Source organism: Salmonella sp. SG203 (genome assembly GCF_013350575.1).
In the GTDB taxonomy this organism is placed as follows: domain Bacteria; phylum Pseudomonadota; class Gammaproteobacteria; order Enterobacterales; family Enterobacteriaceae; genus Salmonella; species Salmonella enterica.
Map to the genome: position 1 here is coordinate 32447 of NZ_SNMT01000008.1, position 14466 is coordinate 46912.

Annotated in this window: 15 protein-coding genes and 1 tRNA gene; 5 read left to right on the forward strand and 11 right to left on the reverse strand. The window is 46.5% G+C overall.

Annotated features, from left to right (window positions below):
• The first annotated feature begins 196 nt into the window (after positions 1-196).
• From HV477_RS13250 to arsA (HV477_RS13270), 5 genes are all read left to right on the forward strand, one after another.
• The gene (locus tag HV477_RS13250; RefSeq protein ID WP_024143519.1) at positions 197-520 is read left to right on the forward strand and encodes a helix-turn-helix transcriptional regulator; all 324 of its coding nucleotides are present in this window, start codon (positions 197-199) and stop codon (positions 518-520) included.
• Position 521: 1 nt separating this feature from the next.
• Positions 522-1235: an arsenical resistance protein ArsH gene (arsH, locus tag HV477_RS13255; RefSeq protein WP_175065069.1), complete on the forward strand. Its 714-nt coding sequence runs from the start codon at positions 522-524 to the stop codon at positions 1233-1235.
• 8 nt (positions 1236-1243) lie between these two features.
• Positions 1244-1789: a sigma-70 family RNA polymerase sigma factor gene (locus tag HV477_RS13260; RefSeq protein WP_020839051.1), complete on the forward strand. Its 546-nt coding sequence runs from the start codon at positions 1244-1246 to the stop codon at positions 1787-1789.
• A gap of 75 nt (positions 1790-1864) precedes the next feature.
• Positions 1865-2227, forward strand: a complete 363-nt coding sequence (locus HV477_RS13265) for an arsenic metallochaperone ArsD family protein (protein ID WP_020839050.1) — start codon at positions 1865-1867, stop codon at positions 2225-2227.
• 20 nt (positions 2228-2247) lie between these two features.
• Positions 2248-4005 carry an arsenical pump-driving ATPase gene (arsA, locus tag HV477_RS13270; RefSeq protein ID WP_302675409.1) on the forward strand — a complete coding sequence of 586 codons (1758 nt, stop codon included), beginning with the start codon at positions 2248-2250 and terminating at the stop codon, positions 4003-4005.
• Positions 4006-4078: 73 nt separating this feature from the next.
• On the opposite strand, the gene HV477_RS13275 is transcribed toward arsA (HV477_RS13270), so the two are convergent.
• From HV477_RS13275 to HV477_RS13325, 11 genes are all read right to left on the reverse strand, one after another.
• Positions 4079-4447, reverse strand: a complete 369-nt coding sequence (locus HV477_RS13275) for a winged helix-turn-helix domain-containing protein (RefSeq protein WP_020839048.1) — start codon at positions 4445-4447, stop codon at positions 4079-4081.
• Between the two features lie 63 nt (positions 4448-4510).
• Positions 4511-5323: a sulfite exporter TauE/SafE family protein gene (locus tag HV477_RS13280; protein WP_175065070.1), complete on the reverse strand. Its 813-nt coding sequence runs from the start codon at positions 5321-5323 to the stop codon at positions 4511-4513.
• Between the two features lie 149 nt (positions 5324-5472).
• Positions 5473-5904 carry a glutaredoxin-dependent arsenate reductase gene (gene arsC, locus HV477_RS13285; RefSeq protein ID WP_020839046.1) on the reverse strand — a complete coding sequence of 144 codons (432 nt, stop codon included), beginning with the start codon at positions 5902-5904 and terminating at the stop codon, positions 5473-5475.
• Between the two features lie 12 nt (positions 5905-5916).
• The gene (arsB, locus tag HV477_RS13290; protein WP_020839045.1) at positions 5917-7206 is read right to left on the reverse strand and encodes an arsenite efflux transporter membrane subunit ArsB; all 1290 of its coding nucleotides are present in this window, start codon (positions 7204-7206) and stop codon (positions 5917-5919) included.
• 47 nt (positions 7207-7253) lie between these two features.
• A complete protein-coding gene (gene arsA / locus HV477_RS13295; protein ID WP_175065071.1) occupies positions 7254-9005 on the reverse strand; it encodes an arsenite efflux transporter ATPase subunit ArsA in 1752 nt (583 codons plus the stop codon).
• A gap of 17 nt (positions 9006-9022) precedes the next feature.
• The gene (arsD, locus tag HV477_RS13300; protein WP_175065072.1) at positions 9023-9385 is read right to left on the reverse strand and encodes an arsenite efflux transporter metallochaperone ArsD; all 363 of its coding nucleotides are present in this window, start codon (positions 9383-9385) and stop codon (positions 9023-9025) included.
• 47 nt (positions 9386-9432) lie between these two features.
• Positions 9433-9783: an As(III)-sensing metalloregulatory transcriptional repressor ArsR gene (gene arsR, locus HV477_RS13305; protein ID WP_047620677.1), complete on the reverse strand. Its 351-nt coding sequence runs from the start codon at positions 9781-9783 to the stop codon at positions 9433-9435.
• 131 nt (positions 9784-9914) lie between these two features.
• Positions 9915-11678 carry a hypothetical protein gene (locus HV477_RS13310; RefSeq protein WP_175065073.1) on the reverse strand — a complete coding sequence of 588 codons (1764 nt, stop codon included), beginning with the start codon at positions 11676-11678 and terminating at the stop codon, positions 9915-9917.
• 8 nt (positions 11679-11686) lie between these two features.
• Positions 11687-12796, reverse strand: a complete 1110-nt coding sequence (locus HV477_RS13315; protein ID WP_175065074.1) for a dsDNA nuclease domain-containing protein — start codon at positions 12794-12796, stop codon at positions 11687-11689.
• Between the two features lie 232 nt (positions 12797-13028).
• Positions 13029-14213, reverse strand: a complete 1185-nt coding sequence (locus HV477_RS13320) for an integrase arm-type DNA-binding domain-containing protein (RefSeq protein ID WP_175065075.1) — start codon at positions 14211-14213, stop codon at positions 13029-13031.
• Between the two features lie 164 nt (positions 14214-14377).
• Positions 14378-14451, reverse strand: a tRNA-Gly gene (locus HV477_RS13325).
• Between the last annotated feature and the right edge of the window lie 15 nt (positions 14452-14466).

Here is a 14466-nt window from a genome sequence, read left to right on the forward strand (position 1 = left end):
GATATCAGTTCCGATTTGTGCCGAGCCGCTTTTACACCTAGCAAAAAAGCAGAACTCCTCCTCCCTACTACCCACTTTTACTCAATGACGCCCCCTCTTTATCCAAAATGTTCAGGGGCAATGCTATTCACTATTGGTATTTATTGGAGGATACGCTATATTTCCATTATTCTGGAAATATAGAAATGAGATGCAAATGGAGCTTTCAAAAGCAGCAGATACCCTGAAAGAGCTGGGTCACCCTACGCGCCTGAGCGTGTACAGAGAGCTGGTTAAAGCCGGGCATGAGGGGCTACCGGTTGGCGAACTGCAGAAGCGCCTCGACATCCCTGCCTCTACGCTGAGCCATCATCTTTCCTCGTTGATATCAGTTTCTCTGATACGCCAGGAACGTCAGGGCAGAACGCTCTTTTGTCATGCTCGATATGAAAACCTTGAGGCTCTGATTGCCTTCCTGACAGAAGAATGCTGCTCAGGGACTAACAACTGCCTCACCATGCCCCAGAAGACGGAGAAGTAAAATGACAGGCGATCTTAAGAATGTTGATTCAGGTTTGTTTGACACCTCAATCACAGAGGCAAGATTCGGCATTCCTGCCGTTCCCCATCCTCCTCGTATCCTGATGCTGTACGGATCTGTACGCGAACGTTCCTACAGCCGACTGGCAACTGAGGAAGCGGCAAGGTTGCTGACTGCCATGGGCGCAGAGGTGCGGATCTTCAATCCTTCTGGCTTGCCTCTTCCAGATGATGCGCCTGACTCGCATCCTAAAGTCATGGGGCTGCGTGAGCTGGTTCGTTGGTCCGAAGGCATGGTGTGGTGCTCACCTGAACGCCATGGTGCAATGACCGGCATAATGAAGGCTCAAATCGACTGGATACCTCTATCGGAAGGGGCCGTTCGCCCGTCGCAGGGGAAGACGCTTGCCGTCATGCAGGTCTGCGGTGGCTCCCAGTCTTTCAACGCCGTAAACCAGATGCGCATTCTTGGCCGTTGGATGCGGATGATCACCATCCCGAATCAGTCATCTGTGGCAAAAGCCTGGCAGGAGTTTGATGAAGATGGACGCATGAAGCCGTCGTCTTATTACGATCGCATCGTGGATGTGATGGAAGAACTGGTGAAATTTACTCTGCTGACCAGAGGTAGCTCAGCTTATCTCGTCGATCGCTACAGCGAACGAAAAGAGTCTGCAGAAGAACTTTCCCGGCGGGTTAATCAGAGCAAAATCTGAGGGCTGGTATGAGTGATGTAACGGCATTCAACAACTGCATGAGCGTGTTCTGGCGACAACATGAAGCCGAACTCTCTCGCTTCCTGACATCGAAGACAGGTGATAGCGAAAAAGCAGCAGACCTGCTGCAGGAGCTATTCCTGCGTGCCCGCGCTCATTCAGACAGTTTCTGCAAGATGGAGAATCCGCGAGCCTGGCTATATCGGGCGGCGAGGAATCTACTGATTGATGAGTACCGCACCACCAGGGAGTTTGTTGAGCTGGAAGAAGATGCCCCATTAACAGACGCATCCCCTGATGCAATCTCAACGCTGGATATTTGCCTGCCTGAAACATTACAGGCTTTACCCGAAGATGAGCGGTGGTTGATTGAAGAGTCCGACCTTAACCGGCGTCCCCAGCAGTCTCTGGCCGATGAACTGGGAATCACGCTTACGGCGTTTAAATCCCGTCTTCTTCGGGCCAGAAAGCACCTGAAAGAAACGATGACAGAACTTTGTCAGATTGAGGCGGATGACACGTCTCCCGTCTGCTGCCACAAAAAAATGAATTAAGCGCGCATCTTTTTCCCATTACCTTCGTTTACCTCAGTATAAAGCCAAATGACTAAACACTGAGGTAAACAGTCCATGTCAAAAATTGAGATCTTTGAAGCAGCAGGTTGCTGCGCAACCAGTAGCGTTGTGGTCAGCGACGAAGCAGTCAAATGGAACGCCAGCGCCGAATGGGCGAAAAAGAATGGCGTTGATATTCAGCGCTACAGCCTTGCGAAAAACCCGCAGCAGTTCCTGAATACCCCTGTCATCAAAGAGTTTCTGAACACATCAGGAATGGAATCCCTCCCTGTCACCTTGCTTGACGGCAAACTCGTAATGGCAGGAAAACTCCCGACCCGTGAAGATATCGCCCGTTGGGCAGGTATTCCGCTGACTCAGGACTGGAGTGAAGACAGCACGCAACCACGCTGCTGCAGCATTCCACGTATGCCTTAATTCCAGAGGAAATATCACCGATGAATATGCCATTTTTAAAAGACATTCCCCCGTTCATCTTCTTCACCGGTAAAGGAGGCGTGGGTAAAACATCTCTGGCCTGTGCTACTGCGGTATGGCTGGCCGATCAGGGTAAGAGAACGCTTCTGGTGAGTACCGATCCGGCTTCCAATATCGGCCAGGTATTTAGCCAGACTATCGGCCACCGAATCACCGATATCACCACCGTAGAAAACCTAGCCGCGATGGAAGTTGATCCGATGGCTGCAGCGCAAGCTTATCGTGACCGCGTGCTCGACCCGGTTCGCGGGTTGATGCCAGCCGATGTAGTCAGCAGCATTGAAGAGCAGCTTTCAGGTTCATGTACCACGGAAATCGCTGCGTTTGATGAGTTTACTGGTCTGCTCACCAATCATGAGCTGCGGGAAAAATATGACCATATCGTATTTGATACCGCGCCAACCGGCCACACCATCCGCATGCTTGAACTGCCGGGAGCCTGGAGCGGTTATCTCGAAGCGAACCCTGATGCCGCTGCAAACCTCGGACCTCTGGTAGGACTGGAGAAACAACAGCACCAGTACTCTGATGCGGTTAAAGCGCTGTCTGATGCAGCACTCACGCGCTTAGTGCTGGTTGCCCGTGCCCAGGCTTCAACACTGAAAGAGGTTTCCCATACGCACGATGAGCTGTCTGTTATCGGTTTGCAGCATCAGCACCTTGCCATTAATGGTGTGCTGCCGCCGTTTGCGGGTGAAAATGATCCACTGGCGCAAAGTATTCTGGCTCGGGAAGAAAAAGCATTACAGGCAATGCCTGATAATCTGGCTAATCTTCCCCGCTCACAGCTGTATCTGAAGCCATTTAACCTGGTCGGCCTGGAAGCCCTGCGGGAGCTATTTACCCAGAGCAACGCCGCACCGGCTCTTCCTGCTACCACGCTGAATGCTCTGGATTTACCGAAACTTGCTTCACTGGTTGATGAACTGAGCCAGACAGGCAAAGGGCTGGTCATGACGATGGGTAAAGGCGGTGTAGGTAAAACGACCATTGCAGCATCGGTCGCGGTATCGCTGGCGAAGCGTGGTCATAAGGTCCACCTGACTACATCCGACCCGGCGGCACATCTGTCTTACACGCTGGATGGTTCGCTGCCAAATCTTCAGGTTAGCCGTATCGACCCGAAGGTAGAGACAGAGCGTTATCACCGTTTTGTACTGGAAAACCAGGGCAAAGGGTTAGATGCAGAAGGACTGGCGGTGCTGGAGGAAGATCTCCGCTCGCCATGTACTGAAGAGATCGCCGTCTTCCAGGCATTCTCGCGGATCATCAAAGAGGCCGACGACCATTTTGTCATTATGGACACCGCGCCAACGGGTCACACGCTTCTGCTACTGGATGCAACTGGAGCCTATCACCGGGAAATGGTGCGCCAGATGGGGCAAACACATGACCATGTGATGACGCCAATGATGCAATTGCAGGACCCGGAGAAGACAAAAGTGATTATCGTGACGCTTGCCGAAACGACACCTGTACTGGAAGCAGCAAACCTGCAGCAGGATTTGCGTCGCGCTGGCATTGAGCCGTGGGCATGGGTTGTTAATAACAGCCTGGCGGCAGCTGAACCGTCTTCACCTTTCCTGAAGACCAGGGCGAACCGCGAGCTCCCTCTCATATCTGATGTGGAAGAGCAGTATGCAGAACGCATTGCATTAACAGCGCTACAGAGCGAAGAGCCTGTCGGTATTGACCTGCTGGAAGATATGGCGAAGTAACAATAAAGGGGGCATTAGCCCCCTTCATGCTTTGCTGTCGCTCTATTTTCCCGATGGATAATAAAGACCTCTGTCATTTTCCAAAAAGTATCTTTTCAAGTTCAATTAACTGTTGCTGAGATTGCTCATTGAGGTGGGCCTCGGCCTGGTCATACCAGGTCAGCAGGCTACGCCCCAATGGCGTCAGAACTGTCCCACCACCTTTGTTACCACCAGTGGAAGTGATTACAACTGGCTGACCAATTCCCTTATTCAAAGTGTCAATTAAGAGCCATGCTCTTTTATAAGGTATCCCCAAATCTTTAGCTGCCGCCGAGAGAGAGTGAAAACCATCAATTGCTCTTAAAAGGTCAATCTTCCCCGGCCCCAGAGAAATGTTGTCATTAATATAGATCCGTGGTCTGACTAATATTAAGTTCGATTTAAGGGGCTTACTTTTCATTCTGATACCTTTTTCAAAATCATTTTCTCTGTGATGCGGAATAGTCCAAAGCGTAAACCACCATCATCTTTGCCGGGTATGCTTAAAGGTTTTGATTGCGGAAATAAGCAGTACCACGCCCAACAGAGTCATAAGTTCTCTTACTGGGAACATACCGAGCATAAGGCCCCCAACAGCGGCCCCTATAACGGAACCGATGACCATCCACACAAAAAGTTTTTTCTCTTTTCTCAGGATCTGGAAAGCATCAGCATTAGTGTAGCGAGAAAAACCCACAATCATCGTCGGTAAACTGATCATTAATGACAAACTGCCAGCCAGTTTAATATCAGCCCCAAAAAGGATAACAATGGTTGGTATAAGGAGCTCTCCCCCTGCAACACCCAGCAGAGCAGCAACATTCCCGATGAAGAAACCCGCAATAACACCCGCAATAATGGTCGCGATTCCGGGCTGGAATAATCCAGCGGAGCTATCATGCAAAGGCATCCATGCTTCTGAAAGCATGACGAATGACAGGATAACAAGCAGGAGCAGAATGGTTCTGTCCAGCCAAATACGGGACATTTTTATGGCTCTTCCTGCTGCCCACCATGCACCGATAAGGCTCCCGGCCAGCAAATTGATGACAATATCAAGATGAGCAAACAGCTGGTCGATGGCGATGGATTTTGTGCGGAATATCAAAGCAACAGCGACAACAGTAAGGCTCATTGCTTTGTTAAAAATAACCGCTTCCAGCGTCGGCATTTTGAAACTACCCATCAGGACGGGAAGGCGGAACTCAGCACCACCAAGACCAATCAAGCCGCCTAAAGCACCTATTAACGTGCCTGATAAAAAACCTTTTCCATTCCGTTTCGAATCTGATGACATGTATTTACCTTTCCCGTTATGTCAAAAATGACATAACGGGAAAGGTAACATAAAAAATGTGGACTCTGGAAGCGTATATTTGACTTTCTGGAGGGAAGAAAAAAGATGATATGAAAGGGCCGGGGAATCAGCCCTTTCATTAAATGAAATTACTTGTTGTCGATTCGTTTTCCGCTAGCGTCAACCACCTTCTCACCGTCTTCCTTGGTGAAAGCCGCTTTCTGGGCATCTGGAAGGATATCCAGAACCACCTCCGAAGGACGGCATAGTTTAGTTCCCAGTGGTGTTACCACAATCGGACGGTTAATAAGGATCGGATGTTGCAACATAAAGTCGATGAGCTGATCGTCAGTAAATTTATCTTCTGCAAGACCCAGTTCCTCATACGGCTCGACGTTCTTACGCAGCAAAGCACGGACGGAAATGCCCATATCCGCAATGAGTTTGACCAGCTCATCGCGTGAAGGTGGAGTCTCAAGGTAAAGAATAACGGTCGGCTCGATACCGCTGTTGCGGATCATCTCCAGCGTATTACGCGACGTGCCGCAGGCTGGGTTGTGATAAATGGTGATGTTGCTCATATCAGTATCTCATTACAAAGTGAAAGAGAGACGTAGCGCCAGCGCGGCCAGCGTTACAAACAGCACAGGCAGAGTCATGACGATCCCGGTGCGGAAATAGTATCCCCAGGTGATGGTCATGTTCTTCTGTGAAAGGACATGCAGCCAGAGCAGCGTTGCCAGGCTACCAATCGGTGTAATTTTCGGTCCCAGATCGCAGCCAATCACGTTGGCGTAGATCATCGCTTCTTTGATAACGCCTGTTGCGGTGCTTCCATCGATAGAAAGAGCGCCAACCAGCACGGTAGGCATGTTGTTCATGATGGAAGACAGGAAAGCCGTCAGGAAGCCAGTACCCAGCGTAGCAGCCCAGAGTCCTTTATCCGCCAGTACGTTCAGCACACCGGAAAGGTATTCGGTTAGCCCGGCGTTGCGCAGACCGTAGACCACCAGGTACATCCCCAATGAGAAGATGACGATCTGCCATGGCGCACCGCGCAGCACTTTGCCAGTGTTAATGGCATGGCCTCGTTTCGCCACCGCAAACAGAATGACAGCTCCTACGGCAGCAATCGCGCTGACCGGGATACCCAACGGCTCAAGGACGAAAAAGCCAACCAGAAGAAGGATCAACACTATCCATCCGGTTCTGAAGGTTGCCAGATCTTTAATCGCCTTTGCCGGTGTCTTAAGGAGAGCCAGGTCGTAAGTCGGCGGAATATCTTTGCGGAAGAAAAGATGCAGCATAACCAGAGTGGCAACAATGGCTGCAATATCCACCGGCACCATTACCGACGCATATTCGGTGAATCCCAGACCAAAGAAGTCCGCCGATACGATATTCACCAGGTTCGACACGATAAGCGGCAGGCTGGCCGTATCGGCAATAAAACCGGCAGCCATGACGAATGCCAGCGTGGTGCCTTTGCTGAACCCTAATGCCAGCAGCATGGCGATGACTATCGGCGTCAGAATAAGTGCCGCACCATCGTTGGCAAACAGTGCCGCCACCGCCGCACCGAGCAGAACGATATACGTAAAAAGCAAACGTCCACGACCGTTACCCCAGCGGGAAACATGCAGCGCTGCCCATTCGAAAAAGCCGGACTCATCAAGCAGCAGGCTGATAATAATTACGGCAATAAAGGTCGCCGTCGCATTCCAGACGATATTCCACACCACCGGAATATCGCCCACATGCACAACGCCAGATATCAGAGCCAGACCCGCGCCCAGCATTGCACTCCAGCCGATCCCTAATCCCTTTGGTTGCCAGATAACCAAAACAATGGTCAGGACAAAAATAGCGCCTGCCAGTAACATAAAACCTCCTGACAGGGCGACTTTGCCGCCCTGTATATGCAAAAAAATTAACTCATCAACTCTCTGAGCTTTTCAATACCAGCGGGCTCTGACGCCAGCACCGGAACAAGCGCTATACGGTTAGCGTACTGATTCTTAACAGCCTCAATCTGAGGCTGTTCCTGATGAGCGCGCTGGCAAAGCAACGGAGAACGCGTATCCGCAATGGAAAGGCTGTTATTGATAATCCAGCCCCACGGATGAATTCCCGCTCTTTCAAGATCAGCCTGCAGGTTTGCCGCTTCCAGCACCGGTGTGGTTTCAGGAAGCGTAACCAGCAGAACTTTGGTTCGTTCCGGGTCCTGAAGCTGCATCATGGGGGTAGTAAAATGACCTTTACTCCCCATTTTTTTGGCAATCTCTCGGTGGTAAGCCCCGGTCGCATCCAGCAGCAACAGCGTGTGTCCGGTAGGGGCGGTATCCATAACAACAAAGCGCTTACCCGCTTCACGAATCACGCGGGAGAAGGCCTGAAACACGGCAATTTCTTCAGTACATGGAGAGCGTAAATCCTCTTCCAGTAGCCGTTTCCCTGCTTCGTCCAGATCTCTTCCCTTCGTCTCAAGAACATGCTGGCGATAGCGTTCGGTTTCATCGTGAGGGTTGATGCGGCTGACCTGCAGATTTTTGAGGCTGCCGTTCAGCGTTGTACTCAGGTGCGCAGCAGGATCAGAGGTCGTGAGATGCACGTCAAATCCCATGTCTGCCAGCCTGACGGCGATGGCAGCAGCCATCGTGGTTTTCCCTACGCCACCTTTGCCCATCAGCATAATCAGGCCGTGTTCACTGCGAGCGATATCATTGACCAGGCCAGAGAGCGATAAGTTTTCAGGCGTGTACAGGATGTTCGTTACCGGGAGCGGTAATGCCTCAGAATGGGTATCCAGCAGTCCCTTCAATGCTGAAACACCAACCATATTGACTGGCTGTAGTAATAGGGTATCTGTCGGTAGCTCAGATAAACCGGCAGGAAGATTTGCCAGTGCCTCCTGCTCACGTTGCCATATCGCAGCGGCCAGGGCGTCATGTTCAGCTTCGGCTTTAGGCAGCACACCATTAATAACCAGGTACTGGTTTTTCAGGCCAATTGCGGCGAGTTCTTCATGGGTGCGGGCGACTTCCTGCAGCGTAGATTTTTGCAGTCGTGCAACCAGAACCAGGCGGGTACGTTCAGGATCGGATAACGCCTCTACCGCATGAGCATACTGCTCACGCTGCTTTTCCAGCCCGGCCATTGGGCCAAGACAGGAAGCACCATCTGGATTACTTTCAATGAAGCTACTCCAGGCTCCGGGAAGCTGGAGAAGGCGAATCGTGTGGCCCGTCGGCGCTGTATCAAAAATGATGTGATCGAAACGGGTCAGCAGGGAAGCGTCTGTCAATAAACCGGTGAACTCATCAAACGCCGCAATCTCAGTGGTACAGGCTCCTGAAAGCTGCTCACTGATACTGTTAACAACGTCATCAGGCAACAGACCTTTAATAGGATCAACGATTCTGGCGCGGTATTGCTGGGCGGCTTCCTGCGGGTCAATCTCCAGAGCGGAAAGTCCAGGAGCTGCCGTCACAGGGCGAATGGTGTTACCGATAGCCTGATCGAATACCTGGCCGACATTCGAGGCAGGATCGGTACTGACCAGCAAAACCCGCTTACCCTGTTCGGCAAGGCGGATAGCCGTCGCACAGGAAATAGAAGTTTTACCTACACCTCCCTTACCGGTAAAAAACAGGTAAGGCGGGATATTCTGTAAGAATTTCATATGTCCTCCTGACATATTCAGCAACAGGAAGTATTACCACCACAGCAGCTGGTGGGAGCTAACCCGACCTTCTCCAGCGGAATACCGAACCAGCGAGCCAGCTCAGCACGTTTTGGGTATCGCCCTGCCATCACCGTTTCACAGTCCAACAGCAGTAGCGGAAGCCCTTCTGCGCCAGATGCTTCGAGGAATGCTTTCGCTTTCTCATTCTGAACAAAGCTCATGGGCTGCTGCGCCAGGTTGTAACGTTCAACCTGTACACCACGTCCTTTCAGCCACTGCACATCAGCAGAAAAATCAACCAGAACCTGATCGACATCTGAGCCACATACGCCGGTACTGCAGCACATTGCCGGGTCAAACACCGTTAACGTTTTCATTCTGAATACCTCACATTCGTAAAATCATATATGTTCAGGCAAATTTTTTAGATGCAAACAGCCTTACCGCTACCAGAGCAGTTTGCCGATGCCAGCTTACGGGCGATGGCCTGTACGTCGTCCTGTTGGCTTAACCAGGCCTGCTCAATCACCTGAGCGGCCCAGGAAGGAATATGTGGGGATAAGCGGTAGTGAACCCACTTGCCCTGTTTGCGATCCAGCAATAGACCACTTTCCCGGAGCATTGCCAGATGACGGGAGATCTTGGGCTGCGACTGCTCCAGCGCCGTGCAAAGATCGCACACGCACAGCTCTCCCATCTCCCTGAGCAGCAGCACGATGCCCAAGCGGGTTTCATCGGAGAGATTTTTGAATAGTTGTAATGCTGTAAAAATCATAGTCGTTCCCCTACCTACCTGGCTCTATGATACTCGGCTAAAGATTCCTTGCAAGATCATATACGGTAAAACAAATGTATAGAAGAAATAGCGAACGCACAAACTTGTGCGTTCGCTATTAACTAAAGGAATCATTCAGTAAGCCGACAAGTATCGACAAAAATATCGAGGTTTAAATCCAAAGGTTTTGATAAAAATGCTCTCTCATGCTTCCCATCACCAATAAAGAATAAATTCGTACCATCAGGAAAGTATCGATTCTTAATATCTTTCACCTTGGCTCTTCGGAATGCATTTACATTTTTACCATCTTTCAAGAGGTTATCTTCAGAATACTCAGACATCGATATAAATGATTGAGTATCTGTCGGAAGATTTCTTCCAACAAACGAAAGTATGAGATCAAAATTTCTGTCATCGATATCTTCTTTTAGAATCGCATCAAGCATAAATGGAAGTCGATGTATATTGTCTGTTTCTCTTATTAAAGAATTTAATGCAAAATGATATGACATTACAGTTTTGTGAAGCTCAACGCCTTGAAAAGGGAACGAGTTTATTTTATAAAGATCTGTATATCTAGGTTCTGTTACATTGAATAACTGCATGTCATTAAGGTATTTTTTAAATATCCCCTTGAAATCTTTTTCTTTGTTAAACCGCTCGACAAAAAGAGACTGCTCCTCTCCCATCCCATCAATCAACCCTTTAATTTCATCAGACCTTTTTGTATGTTCTTCTATCTCTTCATGAATATTGCTTAACAAACGTATATTTGCTTTATTATCGATCCATGTATTAACAGATACATTTTTTGATTTTTTCTCAAGAAAATATGAATAGTTTGAAGATATATCAATTTCTAACTTTTTAATCTTCGCAAGTGAACCATTAATATCAGACTGTATGTTTTGTATTTTATTATTTATTTGCTCTGATAGTTTATCAGTATCATTGATGTTTTGATAATAACCATATAACCCCTCCAGGGAATAAGGAAGTATTTGCGTACATGCAGGACAACGATCAATATTGTTATAATTTTGGTTTTTGATATTTCTTTTAGTTCTTCTTAGTATCTTGACATGATTTTTAGTTAAGGATAATTTATTACACAAACTCGTATATACATCACGTTCTTCGTCTAATGATGCAACTAAATTTATATAACCATCAATATACTTCTGTGCCTCATCGCCGAACTCTTCATCCAGTAATTTAGAAACAACAAAGTGAGGCTCAGTGCTATATTTACTCAATGAGGAGATCTTCGACTGAAGTTGCGCCCGCTCTTTTGTTAACTTATAAAAATATTCTTTATCAAAAGAATTTTCTATGCCAAGATAATAATCAAGATACGTATCTTTAAAGTCCTTATAAAAACCAAGGTTAGAGAATGACTCTCTTAAATAAACCCACCCTACAGATTGAGAAATATAGTAAGGTAGGAACATACATTCTATCGATGCTTTTTTTAGCTCCCCCTTCTGTTCTAAAAGCATGTTAAAATCAAATAATTGAGATAACATCTCCTTAAGTTTCACATGTTCAACTCGACCATCAGAGTCAATACCATGAAAACTAAAAACATCCCCCCCATCCTCTTTTAAATATATACTACCAAGCTCTCTTACTATTATATATTTTTTATCTACACCTCCTTTAGTGATGCTGAAATCCAATCTGAACGTAGGTTTGTATCGAATAATTTCGCTCAAACCATCTTTAACATCATTAATTCCAAAGGTAAATAAAATACTCTGTATTAAAGTACTTTTACCCGAGGTATTACATCCACTTATTATGTTTATTTTATTTGAAAACTTTTGGTCGAAATATAAATTATGACTTTCAGAGACAACAAACAATCTATCAAACTTTATAATTGTCTTCATGGTATACCTTAATCGTAGCACTCAACGTAAGAACACAGAACTGCAAAAAATGTATCAATATTATCCAGGTTTATAGAATGAGATTTTCTAATATTATCAATATATGCAGTTAATGCTTCTTGCAGAGAAATATATTGTGTTGTGTAATCATTATTTCTAACAAAGTCTTTAATAATTTGATAATCGTAATTACTCATATCCTTGAGTAGCTCAAAAGAGTTAAGTATATAGTTTTCATGATTTTTCTGTATGCTAAGTGGTATTCTAAATTTCATTGAGAATTGCTGTGCTTCGGCACGCCAATAGTCGAATGCCTTTTGCTGTGAATCAATAATATTCATAACTTTTTTTATATCTTCGCCTTCAACCCTTTTTGTTGGATCAAGTAGGCATATTTCCTGCCCTTGGTTATATACAGTCTCTACATCCCTAAATAGAGTAAGTATTACATCAATAGCTGCTTTCGGATCAGCTATATGAGGGAATTTTCTAACCATGAGTCCAATAAGAGATTCTTTTTGTTTCGCAGCAGTTCTTGGGAAATCGACCCACTGAATATGTAAGTTATCTAGCTCTTGCCGATGAAAAACCGAAGATTCTTCATTGCAAACTTCTGTTATTCTATTTTCGATTTTAACTTTAATACTTTCATGTAAATTATTATAAACACAGGTGGAGTTTTGCTCATTTATCTTTACTATCTGCTCAGTAGCACCTTCAGCTTTTAACTTCTTCAGAGGCGAGTATTTTAACTCTATTTCTGTATTTGATATAAATGTTAACTGATGCCTATAATCCTCACTTTTTTCGAAAGAGTCATTTTTAAGATTATCCCCAACTAATAGAATTTTAGATACCATCTCAGAAAATCTAGCATCGATAGTCCATATTTTTCCGCTAAGTTTTTTTGCTTGGTAGGCATATATCTCGTTAATATAAGCTAAACAGTCAGTTTTATAGCAAAAAAGAAAATCATCATGATGTTCAATACAAATAAAGAAGTTTTTGTCAATGAAAGAATTAAAATTATCTAACAAAAGATATAATGCACAGTTTCTTTGAAACTCGAAACCAGTTAAGGCATCTACCCCAGCATTTACCGCTTTATTTTTAGCCACCTCATTCTCCTACAATAGCTAAAAATTCCAATTGTTATCCAGCTGATTTAGTGGATGCAAATGAAACAATTTAAGGCGATATGTATCACGAAAATCAAAAAAAATAAAATTATAGAATCATATTTAGTGATCTAATGCACTGTTTAATATACTGTTTTTTTATACAGCCATGAACAATAATGACCTTAGAAAAAGGGAAGACATCAAAAACTCGTTTTCCCTATTCTCAGACTTATACAAACTTAGTTAAACACGCTTCGACATAATCCCCATACCACTGCATCATCTCCTTCCTCCCCTCCAGATATTGAGCATGGTTATACGTTCCACGAATTGAGTTCTTATCGACGTGAGCCAGTTGTAACTCAATCCAGGCCGAGTTGAATCCCTGCTCATGCAAAATGGTACTCATCGTGTGGCGGAATCCGTGCCCTGTAACGCGTCCTGCATAGCCGATACGCCTGACCAACACAGTCAATGCCATATCACTCATCGGTTTCTTAGGATCATTACGTCCAGGGAACAACAACGCTCCTGCTCCCGTCATGGGTTTAAGCTGATTAAGCAGGTCAACTGCCTGTCTTGATAATGGAACCAGATGAGGGCGGCGCATTTTCATGCGTTCCGCTGGTACATTCCAAACCTTTTTCTCAAAATCAAATTCCTGCCACTCCGCTTGCCTCAACTCCCCAGGCCTTACTCCCGTTAAAATAAGCAATTGCATCGCAATCTTAACAAGCACACTACCGGCATAGGTGTTCATAGTCCGAAGAAACTCTGGCAATTCATCCTGGGTTAAAAAAGCATAGTGCTCTTTCTCATGAGGACTCACGGCGCTGGCTAGATCAGGTGCTGGATTGTACTCGGCCCTGCCAGTCACAACAGCATACTTCCAGACCTCTCCACAGCGCTGGCGAACCTTACGGACCTTCTCAGTTGCCCCTCGTGCTTCTATCTTGGAAAGAACTGCAAGCAACTCCATCGGCTTGATATCTTTGATTGGCCGGTGACCGATATAAGGAAACACATCCTTTTCAAAGGTTCTCAGCATCTCTTCACGGTAAGAGACAGACCAGCGGTCATAGCGACGCTGATACCACTCCCGTGTGATAGCCTCAAACGAGTTTTCAGCGTCTTGTTGACGACTAAGTTTCTCAATTTTTCGTTCAAGAGAGGGATCGTTGCCAGCCGCTAATGTTCTTTTAGCATCCTCACGCTTACTTCGGGCTTCAGCTAAAGAAACATCGGGATAAACGCCAATAGCGAGCAGCTTCTCTTTACCTAACGAACGGTATTTGAGACGCCAGTATCTTTTACCGTTGGGATTAACCAGCAGGTAAAGCCCACCACCATCGGCCAGTTTGTAGGGCTTCTCTTTGGGTTTCGCAGTTTCAACCTGACGAGCAGTCAGCTTCATTGGGGGTACCTCTCAGCAGGGGGGACAATTATACCCCCATCCAAACCCCCACATTGAGCTTGACCCTGGGGGAGTATTATTGAGTTCAATAGACTAATAGAATGCTATAACTGCTGATTTATCAAGGGAAAATTGAGTTGGGTAGACTTCAGGAGACTTGAGTTTGGAGCGGGCGAAGGGAATCGAACCCTCGTATAGAGCTTGGGAAGCTCTCGTTCTACCATTGAACTACGCCCGCTTTGAGATGCGTAAG

Bases quoted from the DNA above. Each gene is read 5' to 3' on its own strand.
- arsB (WP_020839045.1), bottom strand. From the start codon at position 7,206: ATGTTACTGGCAGGCGCTATTTTTGTCCTGACCATTGTTTTGGTTATC.
- HV477_RS13275 (WP_020839048.1), bottom strand. From the start codon at position 4,447: ATGAAAAGTAAGCCCCTTAAATCGAACTTAATATTAGTCAGACCACGG.
- arsR (WP_047620677.1), bottom strand. From the start codon at position 9,783: ATGATTTTTACAGCATTACAACTATTCAAAAATCTCTCCGATGAAACC.
- HV477_RS13260 (WP_020839051.1), top strand. From the start codon at position 1,244: ATGAGTGATGTAACGGCATTCAACAACTGCATGAGCGTGTTCTGGCGA.
- HV477_RS13320 (WP_175065075.1), bottom strand. From the start codon at position 14,213: ATGAAGCTGACTGCTCGTCAGGTTGAAACTGCGAAACCCAAAGAGAAG.
- arsC (WP_020839046.1), bottom strand. From the start codon at position 5,904: ATGAGCAACATCACCATTTATCACAACCCAGCCTGCGGCACGTCGCGT.
- HV477_RS13250 (WP_024143519.1), top strand. From the start codon at position 197: ATGGAGCTTTCAAAAGCAGCAGATACCCTGAAAGAGCTGGGTCACCCT.
- arsA (WP_175065071.1), bottom strand. From the start codon at position 9,005: ATGAAATTCTTACAGAATATCCCGCCTTACCTGTTTTTTACCGGTAAG.
- arsH (WP_175065069.1), top strand. From the start codon at position 522: ATGACAGGCGATCTTAAGAATGTTGATTCAGGTTTGTTTGACACCTCA.
- arsD (WP_175065072.1), bottom strand. From the start codon at position 9,385: ATGAAAACGTTAACGGTGTTTGACCCGGCAATGTGCTGCAGTACCGGC.
- HV477_RS13310 (WP_175065073.1), bottom strand. From the start codon at position 11,678: ATGAAGACAATTATAAAGTTTGATAGATTGTTTGTTGTCTCTGAAAGT.
- HV477_RS13265 (WP_020839050.1), top strand. From the start codon at position 1,865: ATGTCAAAAATTGAGATCTTTGAAGCAGCAGGTTGCTGCGCAACCAGT.
- arsA (WP_302675409.1), top strand. From the start codon at position 2,248: ATGAATATGCCATTTTTAAAAGACATTCCCCCGTTCATCTTCTTCACC.
- HV477_RS13280 (WP_175065070.1), bottom strand. From the start codon at position 5,323: ATGTCATCAGATTCGAAACGGAATGGAAAAGGTTTTTTATCAGGCACG.